The organism is Pseudomonas sp. WC1 (genome assembly GCF_050586565.1).
In the GTDB taxonomy this organism is placed as follows: domain Bacteria; phylum Pseudomonadota; class Gammaproteobacteria; order Pseudomonadales; family Pseudomonadaceae; genus Aquipseudomonas.
On record NZ_JBOBDQ010000085.1, the window covers coordinates 1 to 16,282 of the forward strand.

A 16,282-nucleotide genomic window follows, 5' to 3' on the forward strand; every position below is an offset into this window, starting at 1 on the left:
ACTTTTGGGGGAGTGGTCTTCCCCCGCGATTGCCGAACGGATTGTACCGGCCCGGCAACCTATTGGCGCGAACACGGTCTCACTTGCCGCGCATCGCCAGGTAAGCTTCGAGCCGTTGCGCTATAGTTGCCCCCCTCATGTACACGCTGCCGAAGAGTTCTCTCTCAAATGCTCAACAAAGGATTGTTGCTGGCCTGCGCGCTGGCCCTGCTCAGTGCCTGTGATTCCTCCACCCCGGACAAGCCTTCGGCGCCTGCCGATGCCGCCACTGCCGTCGCGCCCGTCGAAACCAGGACGGCCAAGCGCGAAGATCCGGCAGTGCTCGCCAAGCGCTACGCCGGCCGCGAGCTGACCGTGCTGGACGTCTCGGAAGTGCAGCTCGACGGCGCCAGTACCCTGTCGGTCAGCGTCTCCGCGCCACTGGACGCCAACCAGGACTTTGCCGGCAAGTTGCACCTGGTCGATACCGTCAAGGGCAAGGTCGACGGCGCCTGGGAACTCTCGGACAACCAGATGGAACTGCGCCTGCGCCACCTGGAGCCGCAGCGCAAGATGGTCCTGACTATCGACAAGGGCTTGCTCTCGGTCAATGGCAATCAGTTGCAGGTCGAATCGGTCAGCCGCTTCGAGACCCGCGACATGCAGGCCACGGTGGGCTTCGCCAGCCGCGGTTCGCTGCTGCCCACGCGCCTGGCCGAAGGCCTGCCGGTGATTGCCCTGAACGTCGACAAGGTCGATGTCGAGTTCTTCCGCATCAAGCCGGACATGCTCTCGAGCTTCCTGGTCAACTGGGGGCGCAACAGCAGCCTTTACTACTACCAGTCCAAGGAAACCCTGGAGATGGCCGAGCTGGTCTACAGCGGCCGTTTCGACCTCAACCCGGCGCGCAATACCCGCGAAACCGTGCTTTTGCCGATCGCCGGGATCAAGCCGCTGCAGGAGCCTGGCGTGTACCTGGCAGTCATGCGTGCCTCGGGCACCTATGACTACTCGCAGCCAGCGACTCTGTTCACTCTTAGTGACATCGGTGTCTCGGCGCACCGCTATCGCGACCGCCTGGACGTGTTCACCCAGGCCCTGGAGGGCGGCAAGGCGCTCAAGGACGTCACCCTCGAGCTGCACGACGACAAGGGCAAGCTGCTGGCCCAGGCCAAGACCGACGGCGACGGCCATGCCCAGCTGCCGATCACCGCCAAGGCCGATACGCTGATCGCCACCCAAGGGGTGCACACCACCCTGCTGCGCCTTAACACCGCGGCGCTGGACTTGGCCGAGTTCGACATCGCCGGCCCCCGGGCCAACCCGCTGCAGTTCTTCATCTTTGGCCCGCGCGACCTGTACCGACCAGGCGAGACCGTGCTGCTCAACGGCCTGCTGCGCGACCAGGACGGCAAGCCGGTCAAGGCCCAGCCGGTGAACGTGGAAGTACGCCGCCCCGATGAGCAGGTCAGCCGCAAGTTCGTCTGGGAGGCCGACCAGAACGGTCTGTTCCAGTACCAGCTGCAACTGGCCAGCGAAGCGCCGACCGGCCGCTGGCAGTTGCTGCTCGACATGGGCGGTGGACGCAAGCAGGTCTACGAATTCCTTGTCGAGGACTTCCTCCCCGAGCGCCTGGCGCTGGAGCTCAAAGGCAGTGCCGCGCCGCTGGCGCCGGACCAAAACGCCACGATCCAGGTCAATGGCCGTTACCTTTATGGTGCGCCTGCCGCCGGCAACCGCCTCAGTGGCCAGGCGTACGTGCGCCCGCTGCGTGAAGCGGTGAAGGCGCTGCCGGGCTACCAGTTCGGCGCGGTCACCGAGACCGACCTGAACCAGGACCTGGAACTGGACGAAGTCACCCTCGACCAGAACGGCAAGGCCCGCATCGACATCGAAAGCCGCTGGGCTGAAGCCCGCTCACCGCTGCAACTGACCGTGCAGGCCAGCCTGCAGGAGTCCGGTGGTCGGCCGATCACCCGGCGCCTGGAGCAGCCGATCTGGCCTGCCGAGCGCCTGCCGGGCCTGCGCGGCCTGTTCGACGGCGAAGAAACCGACGGCGATGGCCCGGTAGAATTCGAGTTCCTGGTGGCTGACCGCAACGGCAAGAAGCTGGCCGCCGACAACCTGAAGGTACGACTGATCCGCGAGCGCCGCGACTACTACTGGAACTACTCGCAGAGCGATGGCTGGAGCTACAACTACAACGAGAAATTCCTTACCCAGGCTGAAGAAACCGTCAGCGTGAAGGCAGGCTCCACCGCCAAGCTGAACTTCCAGGTGGAGTGGGGCCCGTACCGCGTCGAGGTGGAAGACCCGCAGACCGGCCTGGTCTCCAGCGCCCGCTTCTGGGCCGGCTACCGCGCCCAGGACAACGCCGAGGGCGGTGCCGTGCGTCCCGACCAGGTGAAGATCGCCCTGGACAAGCCTGCCTACAAGGAAGGCGGCACCGCCAAGGTCACCGTCACCCCGCCGGCCGCCGGCAGCGGCTACCTGATGATCGAGTCCGCCGACGGCCCGCTGTGGTGGCAGGAAATCGAGGTGCCGGCCGAGGGCAAGACCTTCGAGGTCGAACTGGACAAGAAGTGGGCGCGCCACGACCTGTACATCAGCGCCCTGGTGATCCGCCCGGGTGAGCGCAAGGCCAATGCCACGCCGAAACGCGCCGTGGGCGTGCTGCACCTGCCGCTGGACCGCGCCGAGCGCAAGCTGGCCGTATCGCTGCAGGCACCGGAGAAAATGCGGCCCAAGCAACCGCTGACCGTCAAGGTCAAGGCGGTCAACGCCGATGGCAGCGTGCCCAAGCAGGTGCATGTATTGTTGTCGGCGGTGGACGTGGGCATCCTCAACATCACCGACTTCAAGACCCCCGATCCGTTCGCCAGCCTGTTCGGCCGCAAGGCCTACGGCGCCGACCAGCTGGACATTTATGGCCAGTTGATCGAAGCCGGCCAGGGCCGTCTGGCCAGCCTGGCCTTCGGCGGTGACGCCGCCATGGCCAAGGGCGGCAAGCGCCCGAACACCACGGTGACCATCGTTGCCCAGCAGAGCCTGCCGGTCACCCTCGATGAAAAAGGCGAGGGCCAGGCCAGCGTCGATATTCCCGATTTCAACGGTGAGCTGCGCCTGATGGCCCAGGCCTGGACCGAGGAACACTTCGGCATGGCTGAAGGCAAGACCGTGGTCGCCGCGCCGCTGATCGCCGAGCTGTCCGCGCCGCGCTTCCTCGCTGGTGGCGACCAGACCCGCCTGGCGCTGGATCTGGCCAACCTCTCCGGCCGTGACCAGCAACTGAGCGTGCAGGTGTCCAGCGAAGGCCAACTGAGCCTGGTCGGTGGCGCGCAGCAGAACTTCACCCTCGCCGAAGGCCAGCGCACCACCCTGATGATCCCGGTGCAGGCCCGGGGCGGCCTGGGCCAGGGCAAAGTCCGCGTGCAGGTCAACGGCCTGCAGCTGCCGGGTGAGCCGGCCAATACCTTCGAGCGTGAGTGGACCCTGGGTATCCGCCCGGCCTACCCGGCGATGCTCAAGCACTACCGCGTAGCCCTCAAGGACCAGCCCTGGAGCCTGCCCGACAGCGACCTGGCCGAGTTCGAGCCTGCGGGCCTGGAGGCCAGCCTGGCGCTGTCGAGCCGCCCACCGCTGAACCTTGCCGAGCAGATCCGCGCCCTGGAAGCCTACCCGTATGGCTGCCTGGAGCAGACCACCAGTGGCCTGTACCCGTCGCTGTATGCCGATGCCGACAGCCTCAAGCGCCTGGGCATCAAGGGTGAGCCGGCCGATGTGCGCAAGCGCAAGATCGAGATGGGCATCGAGCACCTGCTGGGCATGCAGCGCTACAACGGCAGCTTCGGCCTGTGGAGCTCGGACAGCGAGGAGGAGTACTGGCTGACCGCCTACGTCACCGACTTCCTGCTGCGCGCCCGCGAGCAAGGCTACGGCGTACCGGCCGAGGCGCTGAAGAAAGCCAGCGAGCGCCTGCTGCGCTATGTGCAGGAGCGCAACCTGATCGAAGTCGACTACAGCCAGAACGCCGACCACACCCGCTTCGCCGTGCAGGCCTACGCTGGCCTGGTGCTGGCGCGCAGCCAGCAAGCGCCGCTGGGCGCCTTGCGCAGCCTGTTCGAGCGCCGCGCTGACGCCCGCTCCGGTTTGCCATTGGTGCAACTGGCGGTGGCGCTGGACAAGATGGGCGACAAGCAGCGTTCGCAGCAGGCGCTGCAGGCGGGCCTGGCGGTCACCCGCGGCAAAGGCTGGCTGGCCGACTACGGCAGCGCCCTGCGTGACCAGGCGTTGATCCTGGCCCTGCTGCAGGAGAACAACCTGGCCGCCAATCAGGTCGATCAGCGCCTGTTCGGCCTGTCCGACGAGCTGGCCGCCAACCGTTGGCTCTCCACCCAGGAGCGCAACGCGCTGTTCCTCGCCGGGCGTGGCCTGCTGGGCAAGCCGGAAGGCAACTGGAAGGCCCGCCTGGACAGCGCCGGTGAGGTCCGCGAGTTCGACAACAATGACTCGGGGATGAAGCTCGAGGGCCCGCTGCTGGCCTCGCCATTGACCGTGCAGAACCAGGGGGGCGAGACCCTGTACCAGCAGCTGACCCTGTCCGGCTACCCGCGCCAGGCGCCGGCCGCCAGCGGCAATGGCCTGGAAATCCGTCGCGAATACCTGGGCATGAATGGCCAGACGCTGGATGTGCGCAACCTGCGCAGCGGTGACCTGGTGCTGGTGCACCTGGCGCTCAAGGCGCAGGACCAGGTGCCCGACGCCCTGGTGGTCGATTTGTTGCCGGCAGGCCTGGAGCTGGAGAACCAGAACCTGGCGCAGAGCGCCGCCAGCCTGGACAACGCCAGCAGCGCGGTGAAGCAATGGCGCGAGTCGATGCAGAACGCCAGCGTGGTGCACCAGGAGTACCGCGACGATCGCTATGTGGCCGCGCTCAAGCTCGACAGCTACGGCACCACCCACCTGTTGTACCTGGCCCGTGCGGTGACGCCGGGCAGCTACCGCATTCCGCCACCGCAGGTGGAGTCGATGTACCGGCCCAACTTGCAGGCGGTAGGTGATAGCCAGGGCGAGATGATTGTAAGAGCTCGCTGACCCTCAAGCTGTGAGCTGCAAGCTACAAGAGAAAGCAGTCGACGCAGGCTGCTTTCAATTTGTCGCTTGTAGCTCCAAGCTTGCAGCTGCTTTCAATGCACCACCCAGCTCAACACCCACAGCCCCAGCAACGCCCAGATGATCCCTAGGATGATCGATGCGCGCATGAATGCGCGGACCGCCGAGTACAGCAACATCAGGCCGACGATAAGCGCCAGGATGCTCACCAGCGAGGTGTCCATTCCCAGCGTGCGCGCCAGGCCATCGATGAAATTGCCACCGGCGTTGGCCAGCAGGTTGAACAACCCGCTCAAGCCGTCGACGATGAACCGGATCACCGAACCCAGTGCCTGGCCCAGCCATTCGAAAAAACCTTCTACATGCATAGTCGCTTCCTGATCAACGAATCGGCGATTTCCAGCCTTTGGCCATCACCTGGCCCGGTCGGTTCCCGATGCCAAGCTTAGCGCGCCCGCGCCTGACCAGGCTGCTGCGGCGTGTCGCCGTCAGCGTGCTGCTGGGCATGGCCCTGTTGTGGTTGGCCGACCGTATCTGGCCATTGCCCATGCCAGGCGACGACCTGGCGCGGGTGGTGTTGGCCGAGGACGGCACACCGCTGTGGCGCTTCGCCGACGCCGACGGCGTGTGGCGCTATCCGGTCAGCCCGCAGGAAGTCTCGCCGCTGTACCTTGAAGCCCTGCTCGCCTACGAGGACCGCTGGTTCTATCATCACCCCGGCGTCAACCCCATGGCCCTGGCCCGGGCTGCCTGGCTCAACCTGCGTGGCGGGCGGGTGGTGTCCGGCGGCAGCACCTTGTCGATGCAGGTGGCGCGCCTGCTCGACCCGCACGACCGCACCTTGCCCGGCAAGCTGCGCCAGCTGTGGCGCACGGCGCAGCTGGAGTGGCACCTGTCCAAGGACGAGATCTTGCAGCTGTACCTCAACCGGGCACCGTTCGGCGGCACCTTGCAGGGCGTGGCAGCGGCCAGTTGGGCGTACCTGGGCAAGTCGCCGAAACACCTGACTCCGGCCGAAGCCGCGTTGCTCGCCGTGCTGCCCCAGGCGCCGAGCCGGCTGCGTCCGGACCGCCACCCTGAACGCGCCCAACGCGCCCGGGACAAGGTGCTGCAGCGCCTGGCCGAGTACCAGGTATGGCCAGCCCAGCGCATCGATGAGGCGCGTGAAGAGCCGCTGTTGCTGGCGCCACGCCAGGAGCCGGCGCTGGCGCCGCTGCTGGCCCGGCGCCTGAATACGCCGAACAGCCCGCCACTGATCCGTACCACCCTGGATGCCGCCTTGCAGCGCCGCCTCGAAGACTTGCTGATGGGCTGGCGTGCCCGCCTGCCCGAGCGCACCTCGGCGGCGTTGCTGGTGGTCGAGACACAGAGCATGGCCGTGCGCGCGTATCTCGGCTCCATCGACTTGAACGATGAGCGCCGTTTCGGTCACGTGGATATGGTCCACGCCCTGCGTTCGCCCGGTTCGACCCTTAAGCCGTTCCTCTACGCCATGGCCATGGATGATGGCCTGATCCACTCCGAATCGCTGTTGCAGGATGTGCCGCGGCGCTACGGTGACTACCGCCCCGGCAACTTCTCCATGGGCTTCAGCGGCCCGGTGTCGGCCAGCTCGGCGCTGGCACTGTCGCTGAACCTGCCGGCGGTGCAACTGCTCGAGGCCTATGGCCCGAAACGTTTTGCCGCGCAGATGCGCATGGGGGGGATGCCGCTGGTGCTGCCGCCGCTGGCCGAGCCGAACCTGTCATTGATCCTCGGTGGCGCAGGCAGCCGGCTGGAGGACCTGGTCGGTGGCTATGCCGCGCTGGCCCGTGGTGGGCTGAGCGCGCAGGTACGCCTGCAACCCCAGGACCCGCTGGTGGAGCGTCGCTTGCTGTCGTCGGGTTCGGCCTGGATCACCCGGCGCATTCTCAGCGGTCTGGCCCGGCCGGACCGTGACCCCCACGCCGAGCTGGTGCAGCGCCCGCAATTGGCCTGGAAGACCGGCACCAGCTACGGCTTTCGCGATGCCTGGTCGGTAGGCGTCGGCCCGCGCTACCTGATCGGTGTGTGGATCGGCCGCCCCGACGGCACCCCGGTGCCGGGCCAGTTCGGCCTGGCCTCGGCGGCCCCTTTGATGCTGCAGGTGCATGACCTGTTGAGCAACCGCGATAGCCAACGCGGTATCGAAGTGCCGGTCGAGCCGGTGCCGGCGTCGGTCGGTGTGGCGGCGATCTGCTGGCCGTTGGGCCAGCCGATGAACCGCCAGGACCCCAACTGCCGTCGCCAGCGCTTCGCCTGGACCCTCGACGCCACCACGCCACCGACCTTGCAGGCCGCCGACCAGCCTTTGGGCCTGGGCTTGCGCGAGACGGTGTGGCTCAACGAGCAAGGACTGCGTGTCGATGCATCGTGTCCTGGAGCCAAGGCCCAAGACATTGCCTTGTGGCCGGCCCCGCTCGAGCCGTGGTTGCCCCGGGTCGAACGTCGAGCGGCGCGGCTGCCGGCCGTTGACCCCGCCTGTCCACCGCAGGTGGTGAGCAGCGCGCCACCGCTGTCGATCGTCGGTGTGCGCAGTGGCGACAACCTGCGCCGCCCGGCCACCAGCCACGAGCCGTTGCAGTTGCTGGTGTCGGCATTGGGCGGGGCAGGGCGGCGCTGGTGGTTCCTCAATGGACAGCCCATGGGCGAGACCCAAGGGCAGGACAGCTTGCCGGTAAGGTTCGAGCAGGCCGGGAGCATCGAGTTGAGTGCTTTGGATGAAAGCGGTGAAACGGCGCGGGTGCAGTTCCAGGTCAGCGAGTGAGCCCGTTGCCCAGGCTCAGCCTTTGACCGGGTTCAGGTCGAAGGCATTGGCCTGGTACTGGAACAGCAGGCAATCCGCAGCCGCGGTGCAACCACTTTCATGCACGAGGTTGGCGGGCAGCTTGTAGTAGGCGCCTGCCGGGTACTCCACCCGCTTGCCATCGATCACCGCATAGAAGGTTCCGCTCAACACCACGGTCGGCAGGGTCTGGCTGTGAGTATGCAGGCCATTGTCGGTGCCTTTGCGGAACTTCACGTAGGCCGAATACGGCCCCTTGCCGAAGAGGTCGCCTTCGACATTGGCGTAGCTGACAGCGCCTTGGGTGCCGGGCACCTGCTGCCATTTCAGCGAGGAGCTGTCAGGGACCGAGCTCAGGGTGTCGCCAGCGGCGCTGGCGGTGATGGCAATCGCGGCCAGGGAGAGGCCGGCGAACAGGGTGTGCAGTGCTTTCATGGGGAGGCTCCTTCGCCAAGTGACAATGGACGAAGGTTAAACGATCAATATGCGCACAAATACATCTTAAATTTGCCATGTCTTGTGCGTTCTAAGCACAAATCAATGTCGCCATCTCGGCTCTGCGTAGTACCCCTGCACGTAGTCGAGCAGTGCCCGTACCTTGGGGGCCACATAGCGGCTCTGCGGGTAGACCGCGTACAAGGTGCGCGAGGGCAGCGACCAGTCCGCCAGCACCGGCACCAGGCGCCCGTCGCGCAAGGCATCGTGGGCAATGAAGCGGTCGAAGCTGGCAATACCCAACCCGCCGATCGCTGCCGCGCGCAGGGCCATCGGCGAATTGGCGCTCAGGCGCTGGGGCATCAGCAGTTCCCGGCGCTCGCCGGCGGGGCCGGTCAGTTGCAGGCGCTGCGGGTGCGGCAAGCGGCTGTAGCCGAGCAATGGGTGGGCAGCCAGGGCGTCGGGCGTGGTCGGCGTGCCGTGGCGCTCCAGGTAATCGGGCGCGGCCACCAGCACCACTTCGCTGTCCGCCAGCCTGCGGGCCACCAGGCTGGAGTCGGGCAGGTGGTCGGTGACCCTCAGGCAGACATCGATGTCTTCTTCCAGCAGGTCGATGAAGCGGTCGCTGCAATGCAGTTCCACCTGCAATCGCTCGTGACGTCCGACGAAGTCCGGCAGCCAGTGTCCCAGCTCCAGCTCGCCAAAGGCAGTGGCCACACCCAGGCGCAGCGTGCCGCTGGGCTGTTGTTGATGCTCGGACAGTTCAAGGTTCATGGCCTGCATCTGCTCGAGAATCCGCGTGCAGTGGCGATAGAACAGCGCGCCGGCTTCGGTCACTTGCAGGCGACGGGTGGTGCGGTTGAGCAGTTGCGTGCCGAGATGGCGTTCGAGGTGCTTCACCTGGCGCGACAGCACGGTGTGGGAAACGCCCGCCTGGTGGGCGGCGGCGCTGAAGCTGCCGAGGTCGACGACCCGGCGGAAGGTCTGCATGGCGCTCAACTGGTCCAATGGCACATCACTCCTTGCAGCGAACGGCGGGGCCCTGGTGGCCCCGCGTTGTCGCGGGTCAGCGCCGAACCAGCAGCACCCCGCTTTCCATATGGTGGGTGTAGGGGAACTGGTCGAACAGCGCGCAGCGTTCGATACGGTGGGTATCGTGCAGCTGGGCGATGTTCTGCGCCAGGGTTTCCGGGTTGCAGGAGATGTACAGGATGCGCTCGAAGCGACGGGTCAGCTCACAGGTGTCCGGGTCCATGCCGGCACGCGGCGGGTCGACGAACACCGTGCCGAAGTCGTAGCTCTTCAAGTCGATGCCTTCCAGGCGGCGGAACGGGCGGACCTCGTTCAGGGCCTGTGTCAGCTCTTCGGCCGACAGACGCACCAGGCGCACGTTGTTCACGCCGTTCTCGTCGAGGTTGTGCAGGGCGGCGTTGACCGAGGTCTTGCTGATCTCGGTGGCCAGCACCTGGCGGGCGCGGGTGGCCAGCGGCAAGGTGAAGTTGCCGTTGCCGCAATACAGCTCGAGCAGGTCGTCCTGGCGTTCGCCCATGGCCTCGAAGGCCCACCCGAGCATCTTCTGGTTCACCGCGCCGTTGGGTTGGGTGAAGGCGCCTTCGGGTTGGCGATAGCTGAAGGCGCGCCCGGCGATGTCGAGCTTCTCCACCGCGTAGTCGCGGCCGATCACCACGCGCTTGCCTTTCGAACGGCCTACCACGCTGACACCGAGATCTGCGGCCAACTGCTGCGCGGCGGCCTCCCAGGCCTCGTCCAGCGGGCGGTGGTAGCACAGGGTGATCATCGCATCACCGGCCAGGGTGGTGAGGAACTCCACCTGGAACAGCCGGTTGTCGAGGTCTTCATTGGCCTGCCAGGCGGCTTTCAGACGCGGCATCAACGCATTGATGCGCTCGCTGGCGATCGGGAAGTCGTCGATCAGGATGGCCTTGTGCTTCTCGCCCGGGGCGAACATCGCATAGTGGCGTTGGCCGCCTTCGCGCCACAGGCGGAACTCGGCGCGCAGGCGGTAGTGCCCGCGCGGCGAGTCGAATACGGCCGGCTCCGGCGCGTCGAAGGGCGCCAGCAGTTCGCGCAGGCGGGCGGCCTTGGCCGCCAGTTGCGTGTCGTATTGCGCGGGATCGTAGGCGGCACTCATGCGGGGAACCAACCCAGCTTGATGACGAACAGAATGGACAGGATCACCAGTGCCGGGTTCAGGTCATGGCGACGGCCGGAGATCAGCTTGATGGCGGTCCAGGCGATGAAGCCGAAGGCGATGCCGTTGGCGATCGAGTAGGTCAGCGGCATGGCCAGGGCGGTCACCACCACCGGCGCGGCTTCGGTAACGTCGTCCCAGTTGATCTCGGCCAGGCCCGAAGCCATCAGCACGGCGACAAACAGCAGCGCCGGGGCGGTGGCGAAGGCCGGCACGCTGCCGGCCAGCGGGGCGAAGAACAGTGCCAGCAGGAACAGGATGGCGACCACGATGGCGGTCAGGCCCGTGCGTCCGCCGGCACTCACGCCCGCCGCCGATTCGATGTAGCTGGTGGTGGTGGAGGTGCCCAGCAGCGAACCGGCCATGGCGGCGGTGCTGTCGGCGATCAGGGCGCGGCCCATCTTCGGCATGTGGCCGTCCTTGCCCATCAGGCCGGCGCGCTTGGCCACACCGATCAGGGTGCCGGAGTTGTCGAACAGGTCGACGAACAGGAAGGCGAAAATCACGCTGATCAGGCCGACGTCCAGGGCGCCGGCGATGTCCAGTTGCAGGAAGGTCGGGGCCAGCGACGGCGGCATCGAGACCACCCCGCCGAACGGCGTGACGCCCAGCGCGATCGCGGCCACGGTCACCGCCAGGATACCGATCAGCACGGCGCCGCGAACCTTCAGCGATTCGAGGGCGACGATCAGGAAGAAGCCCAGGGTGGCGAGAATCGGCGCGGGCTTGCTGAGATCGCCCAGGCCTACCAGAGTGGCTGGGTTATCGACGACGATGCCGGCGTTATGCAGGGCGATCAGCGCCAGAAACAGGCCGATGCCGGCGGCAATGGCCGAGCGCAGCGGCAGCGGGATGCTGTTCACGATCCATTCGCGGATGCGGAAGATCGACAGCAGGAAGAACAGCACCGCGGAGAGAAACACCGCCCCCAGCGCCACTTGCCAGGTATGGCCCATGTGCAGGACCACGGTGTAGGTGAAGAAGGCGTTCAGGCCCATGCCCGGTGCCAGGGCGATCGGGTAGTTGGCGATGATGCCCATGGTCACCGAGCCGATGGCCGCAGCCAGGCAGGTGGCGACGAAAAGCGCGCCCTTGTCCATGCCGGTCTCGCCGAGGATGCTCGGGTTGACGAACAGGATGTAGGCCATGGCCAGGAAGGTGGTGACGCCCGCGAGAATCTCGGTGCGCACGTTGGTGTTGTGTGCTTTTAGTTGAAACAGCCTTTCCAGCATGCCTGCTCCCCGGGCGCCCTCGCGCCGTGAATGTATCGACCCCAACAGCAAAGCACAGACCGTACCGGGTGCCGTGGTTTTGTGCGGGGTGGAAAAAAGCCGCGCATCATACCAGCAAGGATGGCGGGGGCCTATGGCCATTGGGGAAGGCAATCGGGCAACGGTGTCGTCTTCCTGCACTGGCCTCATCGCTGGCAAGCCAGCTCCCACAGGGATGGCGCTTGGCTTGAAGGCGGCACGGTCGGTGTGGGAGCCGGCTTGCCGGCGAGAGGCCGGTGCAGGACAAACCAGCATGCTGCCCCCGCGCGAGATTGCCTAATCTCTGGGTGCCAGCAGGTCGATCAACCGTTATGCATACGGTCGCGATGGGTCAACGTAGGGAACAGCTTCATCCATACCCCGGTCACCAGCAGCGTGCCCACGCCGCCGAGCACCACCGCCGGGACTGTGCCAAACCAGTGCGCGGTCAGCCCCGACTCGAACTCGCCGAGCTGGTTCGAGGCACCGATGAACAGCCCGTTCACCGCGCTTACCCGGCCGCGCATCTCGTCTGGCGTCTCCAACTGCACGAAGGCGCCGCGGATGACCATGCTGATCATGTCCGCTGCGCCGAGCACCACCAGCACCGCCAGGGAGAACCAGAACGAGGTCGATAGGCCGAAGGCGATGGTCGCCACCCCGAACACGCCGACCGAGGCGAACATGATCAGGCCTACCTTGCGCTCCACCGGGAAGCGCGCCAGCCACAGCGACATCAGCAGCGCGCCCACCGCCGGCGCCGAGCGTAGCAGGCCCAGGCCCCAGGCGCCGGTGAGCAGGATGTCCTTGGCGAACACTGGCAGCAGCGCGGTGGCGCCGCCCAGTAGCACGGCGAACAGGTCCAGGGAGATGGCGCCGAAGATGTCCGGGCGGCTGCGGATGAAGCGCACCCCGGCCAGCAACGATTCCAGGTTGGCCCGACCGCGCTGGGGCAGTTGCTGGCGCGCGTCGAGGCTCAGGGTCAGCAGGCAGGCGATGAGGTAGAGGGCCACGGTCGGGCCGTACACCCAGGTACTGCCGAAGGCGTAGAGAAAGCCGCCGACCGCCGGGGCGACGATGGTCGCCGACTGGGTGGCCGACGCCGACGCCGCCACGGCCCGTGGGAACAGCCCTGGCGGTACCACGTTGGGTAGCAGCGCCTGGGTCGCCGGCATCTCGAACGAACGGGTGGCGCCGAGCAGGAAGGCCAGGATGAAGATCAGCTCGCGGCTGACGTTGTCGGTGACGCTGCCCAGGGCCAGCGCCAGGGCGATCAGCGCCTGCAGGGTCTGGCACAGGGCGGCCACCTTGCGTCGGTCGTAGCGGTCGGCGACATGGCCGGTATGCAGCATGAACAGCACCCGGGGCGCGAACTCGACCAGTCCGACCAGGCCCAGGTCGAGGACATTTCCGGTCAGTTGGTAGAGATGCCAGCCAATGGCCACGGTGAGCATCTGGAAGCCGCTGGCGGTGAATACGCGGGCCAGCCAGAAGGCCAGGAACGGGCGGTGATGACGCAGCAATTGCGGGGCGGAATCGGACATCGGGGGGCTGCAGCCTCGAGATAGAGGGGCCTGCAGGGTAACATCTGTTTGTAACAAATAGTTGCTGAAAGTCGCGTGGATCAACCATCGCGACTTCGCAAAAGAGGGTGAGGCAACGGGTCACGCGGCAATCAACCACACATCCGGATGGGTCATTCAGGACTATGCTTCCATTCAGTCGTTGATCTGGATCAATCGTTCCAGATGCAACGATCTTGGCCCTTGGGCCGGAATCCCCGCGATCGAACAGAACAATTCCAACGCGCCGCACTCGATACCCGTGGGGGCAGTGGGCGACAGGCCATGAGCCCGGTCGCCGGATTACCTGAAGAGGAAGCACCATGTTCGGATTGGAAGCCCTAGAGCTCGCCCGAATCCAGTTTGCCTTTACCGTGTCCTTTCACATCCTGTTCCCGGCCATCACCATTGGCCTGGCGAGCTACCTGGCGGTCCTCGAAGGCCTTTGGCTGAAGACCGGCGACAACACCTACCGTGACCTCTATCACTTCTGGTCGAAGATCTTCGCCGTGAACTTCGGCATGGGGGTGGTCTCGGGCCTGGTCATGGCCTACCAGTTCGGTACCAACTGGAGCCAGTTCTCCGATTTTGCCGGTTCCATCACCGGCCCCTTGCTGACCTACGAGGTGCTCACGGCATTCTTCCTCGAGGCCGGTTTCCTCGGCGTCATGCTGTTCGGCTGGCACCGTGTCGGCCGGGGGTTGCACTTCTTCGCCACCTGCATGGTGGCGCTTGGCACGCTGGTGTCGACCTTCTGGATCCTCGCCTCCAACAGCTGGATGCAGACCCCCCAGGGCTACGAGATCGTCAATGGCCAGGTGATTCCGGTGGACTGGTTCGCGGTGATCTTCAACCCGTCCTTCCCCTATCGCCTGATGCACATGGCCACCGCGGCCTTCGTCGCCACCGCGTTCTTCGTCGGCGCCTCGGCAGCCTGGCACCTGCTGCGCGGGCGTGACAATCCGGCGGTGCGCAAGATGCTGTCGATGGCCATGTGGATGGCCCTGGTGGTGGCGCCGATCCAGGCCGTGATCGGCGACTTCCATGGCTTGAACACGCTCAAGCATCAGCCGGTGAAGATCGCCGCCATCGAGGGCCACTGGGAGAACAAACCCGGTGAACCGACGCCGCTGATCCTGTTCGGCATTCCCGACATGCAGGCCGAAACCACGCGCTTCAAGGTCGAGATCCCAGCCTTGGGCAGCTTGATCCTGACCCACAGCCTGGACAAGCAAGTGCCGGCGATGAAGGAGTTCCCACCTGAGGACCGACCCAACTCGACCATCGTGTTCTGGTCGTTCCGAGTCATGGTCGGTTTGGGCATGTTGATGATTTTTGTCGGCCTGTGGAGCCTGTGGCTGCGCAAGCGCGGCACCCTGTACAGCTCGCGGCCGTTCCTCTACCTGACCCTGTGGATGGGCCCGTCGGGGTTGATTGCGATCCTCGCCGGCTGGTTCACCACCGAGATCGGCCGCCAGCCGTGGGTGGTCTACGGGCTGATGCGCACCGCCGATGGGGTGTCCAACCATAGCTACGCGCAGTTGGGGTTCACCCTGGTGATGTTCGTGGTGGTCTACTTCGCGTTGTTCGGCACCGGTCTGGGCTACATGATGCGCCTGGTGCGCAAAGGGCCCAAGACTGGTGAAGGCGATGAGCACACCCCCGGTGGCCCTGGCCAGAAACGCACGCCGGCGCGGCCGCTGTCCGCCGCCGATGAAGGCCATGAGGCCGACTCCAGCAGCCTGAGCAAGGGGAACTGAGATGGGTATCGATCTTCCGCTGATCTGGGCCGTGATCATCATCTTCGGCGTCATGATGTATGTGGTAATGGATGGTTTCGACCTGGGCATCGGCATGCTCTTCCCCTTCGTCCAGGATGAGCGTGACCGCGATGTGATGATGAACACGGTCGCCCCGGTATGGGACGGCAACGAGACCTGGCTGGTGCTGGGCGGGGCAGCGCTGTTCGGGGCTTTCCCGCTGGCCTACTCGGTGGTGCTCGAGGCACTGTACCTGCCATTGATCCTGATGCTGGTGGGCCTGATCTTCCGTGGCGTGGCGTTCGAGTTCCGCTTCAAGGCCAGGGCCCACAGGCGTCATATCTGGGACAAGGCCTTCATCTGGGGCTCACTGGTGGCGACTTTCTTCCAGGGGGTGGCGCTGGGCGCGTTCATCGAAGGCTTCAAGGTGGTCGACCGTAAATTCACCGGCGGCACCCTGGATTGGCTGACCCCGTTCACCGTGTTTTCGGGCCTGGGCCTGATCGTCGCCTACACGCTGCTGGGCTGCACCTGGTTGATCATGAAGACCGAAGGGCCCTTGCAGCAAAAAATGCATGACATGGCCCGCCCCCTGGCGCTGGTGCTGCTGGTGGTCATCGGTATCGTCAGCCTGTGGACGCCGATCGCCTACCCGCAAATCGCCGAGCGCTGGTTCAGCATGCCCAACCTGATCTGGTTCATGCCGGTGCCGATTCTGGTGCTGGTGACCTTCTACGGGTTGCTGCGGGCGGTGGCGCGTAACGCCCACTACACCCCGTTCCTGCTGACGCTGGTGCTGATCTTCCTTGGCTACAGTGGGTTGGGCATCAGCTTGTGGCCGAACATCATCCCGCCGTCGATCAGCATCTGGGAGGCCGCGGCGCCGCCACAGAGCCAGGGCTTCATGCTGGTGGGCACGCTGTTCATCCTGCCGTTCATCCTCGGGTACACCTATTGGAGCTACTACGTGTTCCGCGGCAAGGTGACCCATGAAGACGGCTATCACTAGGAGCGCCGGGTGATGAATGTCGAAGAGAAGAAACCGCTGTGGCAACGCCTGGGTTGGCTGGTGCTGATCTGGGGGGTGAGCGTGGCAGCGCTTGGGGTGGTGGCTTATGGCATGCGCATGTTCATGAGCGCGGCAGGCCTGAGTACTCACTGAGCCATTG

Annotated in this window: 11 protein-coding genes; 5 read left to right on the plus strand and 6 right to left on the minus strand. The window is 65.7% G+C overall.

Annotated features, from left to right (window positions below; genetic code table 11):
- Positions 1-168: 168 nt before the first annotated feature.
- Positions 169-5,073 (plus strand): alpha-2-macroglobulin, encoded by a 4,905-nt coding sequence (locus tag ACQ4OD_RS24995; protein ID WP_430945119.1) that lies wholly within the window; start codon positions 169-171, stop codon positions 5,071-5,073.
- A gap of 92 nt (positions 5,074-5,165) precedes the next feature.
- Here ACQ4OD_RS24995 and ACQ4OD_RS25000 read toward each other — a convergent pair whose 3' ends face one another.
- Complete coding sequence (locus tag ACQ4OD_RS25000; protein ID WP_023631497.1) at positions 5,166-5,459, minus strand: hypothetical protein; 294 nt, start codon at positions 5,457-5,459, stop codon at positions 5,166-5,168.
- A gap of 68 nt (positions 5,460-5,527) precedes the next feature.
- On the opposite strand from ACQ4OD_RS25000, the gene pbpC reads away from it, so the two are divergent.
- Positions 5,528-7,876, plus strand: coding sequence for a peptidoglycan glycosyltransferase PbpC (pbpC, locus tag ACQ4OD_RS25005; RefSeq protein WP_430945120.1), 2,349 nt, complete (start codon positions 5,528-5,530; stop codon positions 7,874-7,876).
- A 15-nt stretch (positions 7,877-7,891) separates the two neighbouring features.
- On the opposite strand, the gene ACQ4OD_RS25010 is transcribed toward pbpC, so the two are convergent.
- From ACQ4OD_RS25010 to ACQ4OD_RS25030, 5 genes are all read right to left on the minus strand, one after another.
- Positions 7,892-8,329, minus strand: a complete 438-nt coding sequence (locus tag ACQ4OD_RS25010; RefSeq protein ID WP_198755500.1) for a cupin domain-containing protein — start codon at positions 8,327-8,329, stop codon at positions 7,892-7,894.
- A 102-nt stretch (positions 8,330-8,431) separates the two neighbouring features.
- Positions 8,432-9,337 carry a LysR family transcriptional regulator gene (locus ACQ4OD_RS25015; RefSeq protein ID WP_430945121.1) on the minus strand — a complete coding sequence of 302 codons (906 nt, stop codon included), beginning with the start codon at positions 9,335-9,337 and terminating at the stop codon, positions 8,432-8,434.
- A 58-nt stretch (positions 9,338-9,395) separates the two neighbouring features.
- Positions 9,396-10,481, minus strand: coding sequence for a tRNA (uridine(54)-C5)-methyltransferase TrmA (trmA, locus tag ACQ4OD_RS25020; protein WP_430945122.1), 1,086 nt, complete (start codon positions 10,479-10,481; stop codon positions 9,396-9,398).
- Complete coding sequence (locus ACQ4OD_RS25025; protein ID WP_038707321.1) at positions 10,478-11,773, minus strand: NCS2 family permease; 1,296 nt, start codon at positions 11,771-11,773, stop codon at positions 10,478-10,480. Before ACQ4OD_RS25025 ends, trmA begins: the two co-directional genes overlap by 4 nt.
- A 341-nt stretch (positions 11,774-12,114) precedes the next feature.
- A complete protein-coding gene (locus ACQ4OD_RS25030) occupies positions 12,115-13,335 on the minus strand; it encodes an MFS transporter (protein WP_046857215.1) in 1,221 nt (406 codons plus the stop codon).
- Between the two features lie 341 nt (positions 13,336-13,676).
- On the opposite strand from ACQ4OD_RS25030, the gene ACQ4OD_RS25035 reads away from it, so the two are divergent.
- The 3 genes from ACQ4OD_RS25035 to ACQ4OD_RS25045 are packed head-to-tail and all read left to right on the plus strand — an operon-like array spanning position 13,677 to position 16,275.
- Positions 13,677-15,113: a cytochrome ubiquinol oxidase subunit I gene (locus ACQ4OD_RS25035; RefSeq protein ID WP_110704083.1), complete on the plus strand. Its 1,437-nt coding sequence runs from the start codon at positions 13,677-13,679 to the stop codon at positions 15,111-15,113.
- Between the two features lies 1 nt (position 15,114).
- Complete coding sequence (gene cydB, locus ACQ4OD_RS25040; protein ID WP_258599426.1) at positions 15,115-16,122, plus strand: cytochrome d ubiquinol oxidase subunit II; 1,008 nt, start codon at positions 15,115-15,117, stop codon at positions 16,120-16,122.
- 12 nt (positions 16,123-16,134) lie between these two features.
- Positions 16,135-16,275 carry a DUF2474 domain-containing protein gene (locus ACQ4OD_RS25045; RefSeq protein ID WP_102684551.1) on the plus strand — a complete coding sequence of 47 codons (141 nt, stop codon included), beginning with the start codon at positions 16,135-16,137 and terminating at the stop codon, positions 16,273-16,275.
- The last annotated feature ends 7 nt before the right edge of the window (positions 16,276-16,282 follow it).

Bases quoted from the DNA above. Each gene is read 5' to 3' on its own strand.
- ACQ4OD_RS25030 (WP_046857215.1), bottom strand. From the start codon at position 13,335: ATGTCCGATTCCGCCCCGCAATTGCTGCGTCATCACCGCCCGTTCCTG.
- ACQ4OD_RS24995 (WP_430945119.1), top strand. From the start codon at position 169: ATGCTCAACAAAGGATTGTTGCTGGCCTGCGCGCTGGCCCTGCTCAGT.
- ACQ4OD_RS25045 (WP_102684551.1), top strand. From the start codon at position 16,135: ATGAATGTCGAAGAGAAGAAACCGCTGTGGCAACGCCTGGGTTGGCTG.
- cydB (WP_258599426.1), top strand. From the start codon at position 15,115: ATGGGTATCGATCTTCCGCTGATCTGGGCCGTGATCATCATCTTCGGC.
- pbpC (WP_430945120.1), top strand. From the start codon at position 5,528: ATGCCAAGCTTAGCGCGCCCGCGCCTGACCAGGCTGCTGCGGCGTGTC.
- ACQ4OD_RS25010 (WP_198755500.1), bottom strand. From the start codon at position 8,329: ATGAAAGCACTGCACACCCTGTTCGCCGGCCTCTCCCTGGCCGCGATT.
- ACQ4OD_RS25025 (WP_038707321.1), bottom strand. From the start codon at position 11,773: ATGCTGGAAAGGCTGTTTCAACTAAAAGCACACAACACCAACGTGCGC.
- ACQ4OD_RS25000 (WP_023631497.1), bottom strand. From the start codon at position 5,459: ATGCATGTAGAAGGTTTTTTCGAATGGCTGGGCCAGGCACTGGGTTCG.
- ACQ4OD_RS25035 (WP_110704083.1), top strand. From the start codon at position 13,677: ATGTTCGGATTGGAAGCCCTAGAGCTCGCCCGAATCCAGTTTGCCTTT.
- trmA (WP_430945122.1), bottom strand. From the start codon at position 10,481: ATGAGTGCCGCCTACGATCCCGCGCAATACGACACGCAACTGGCGGCC.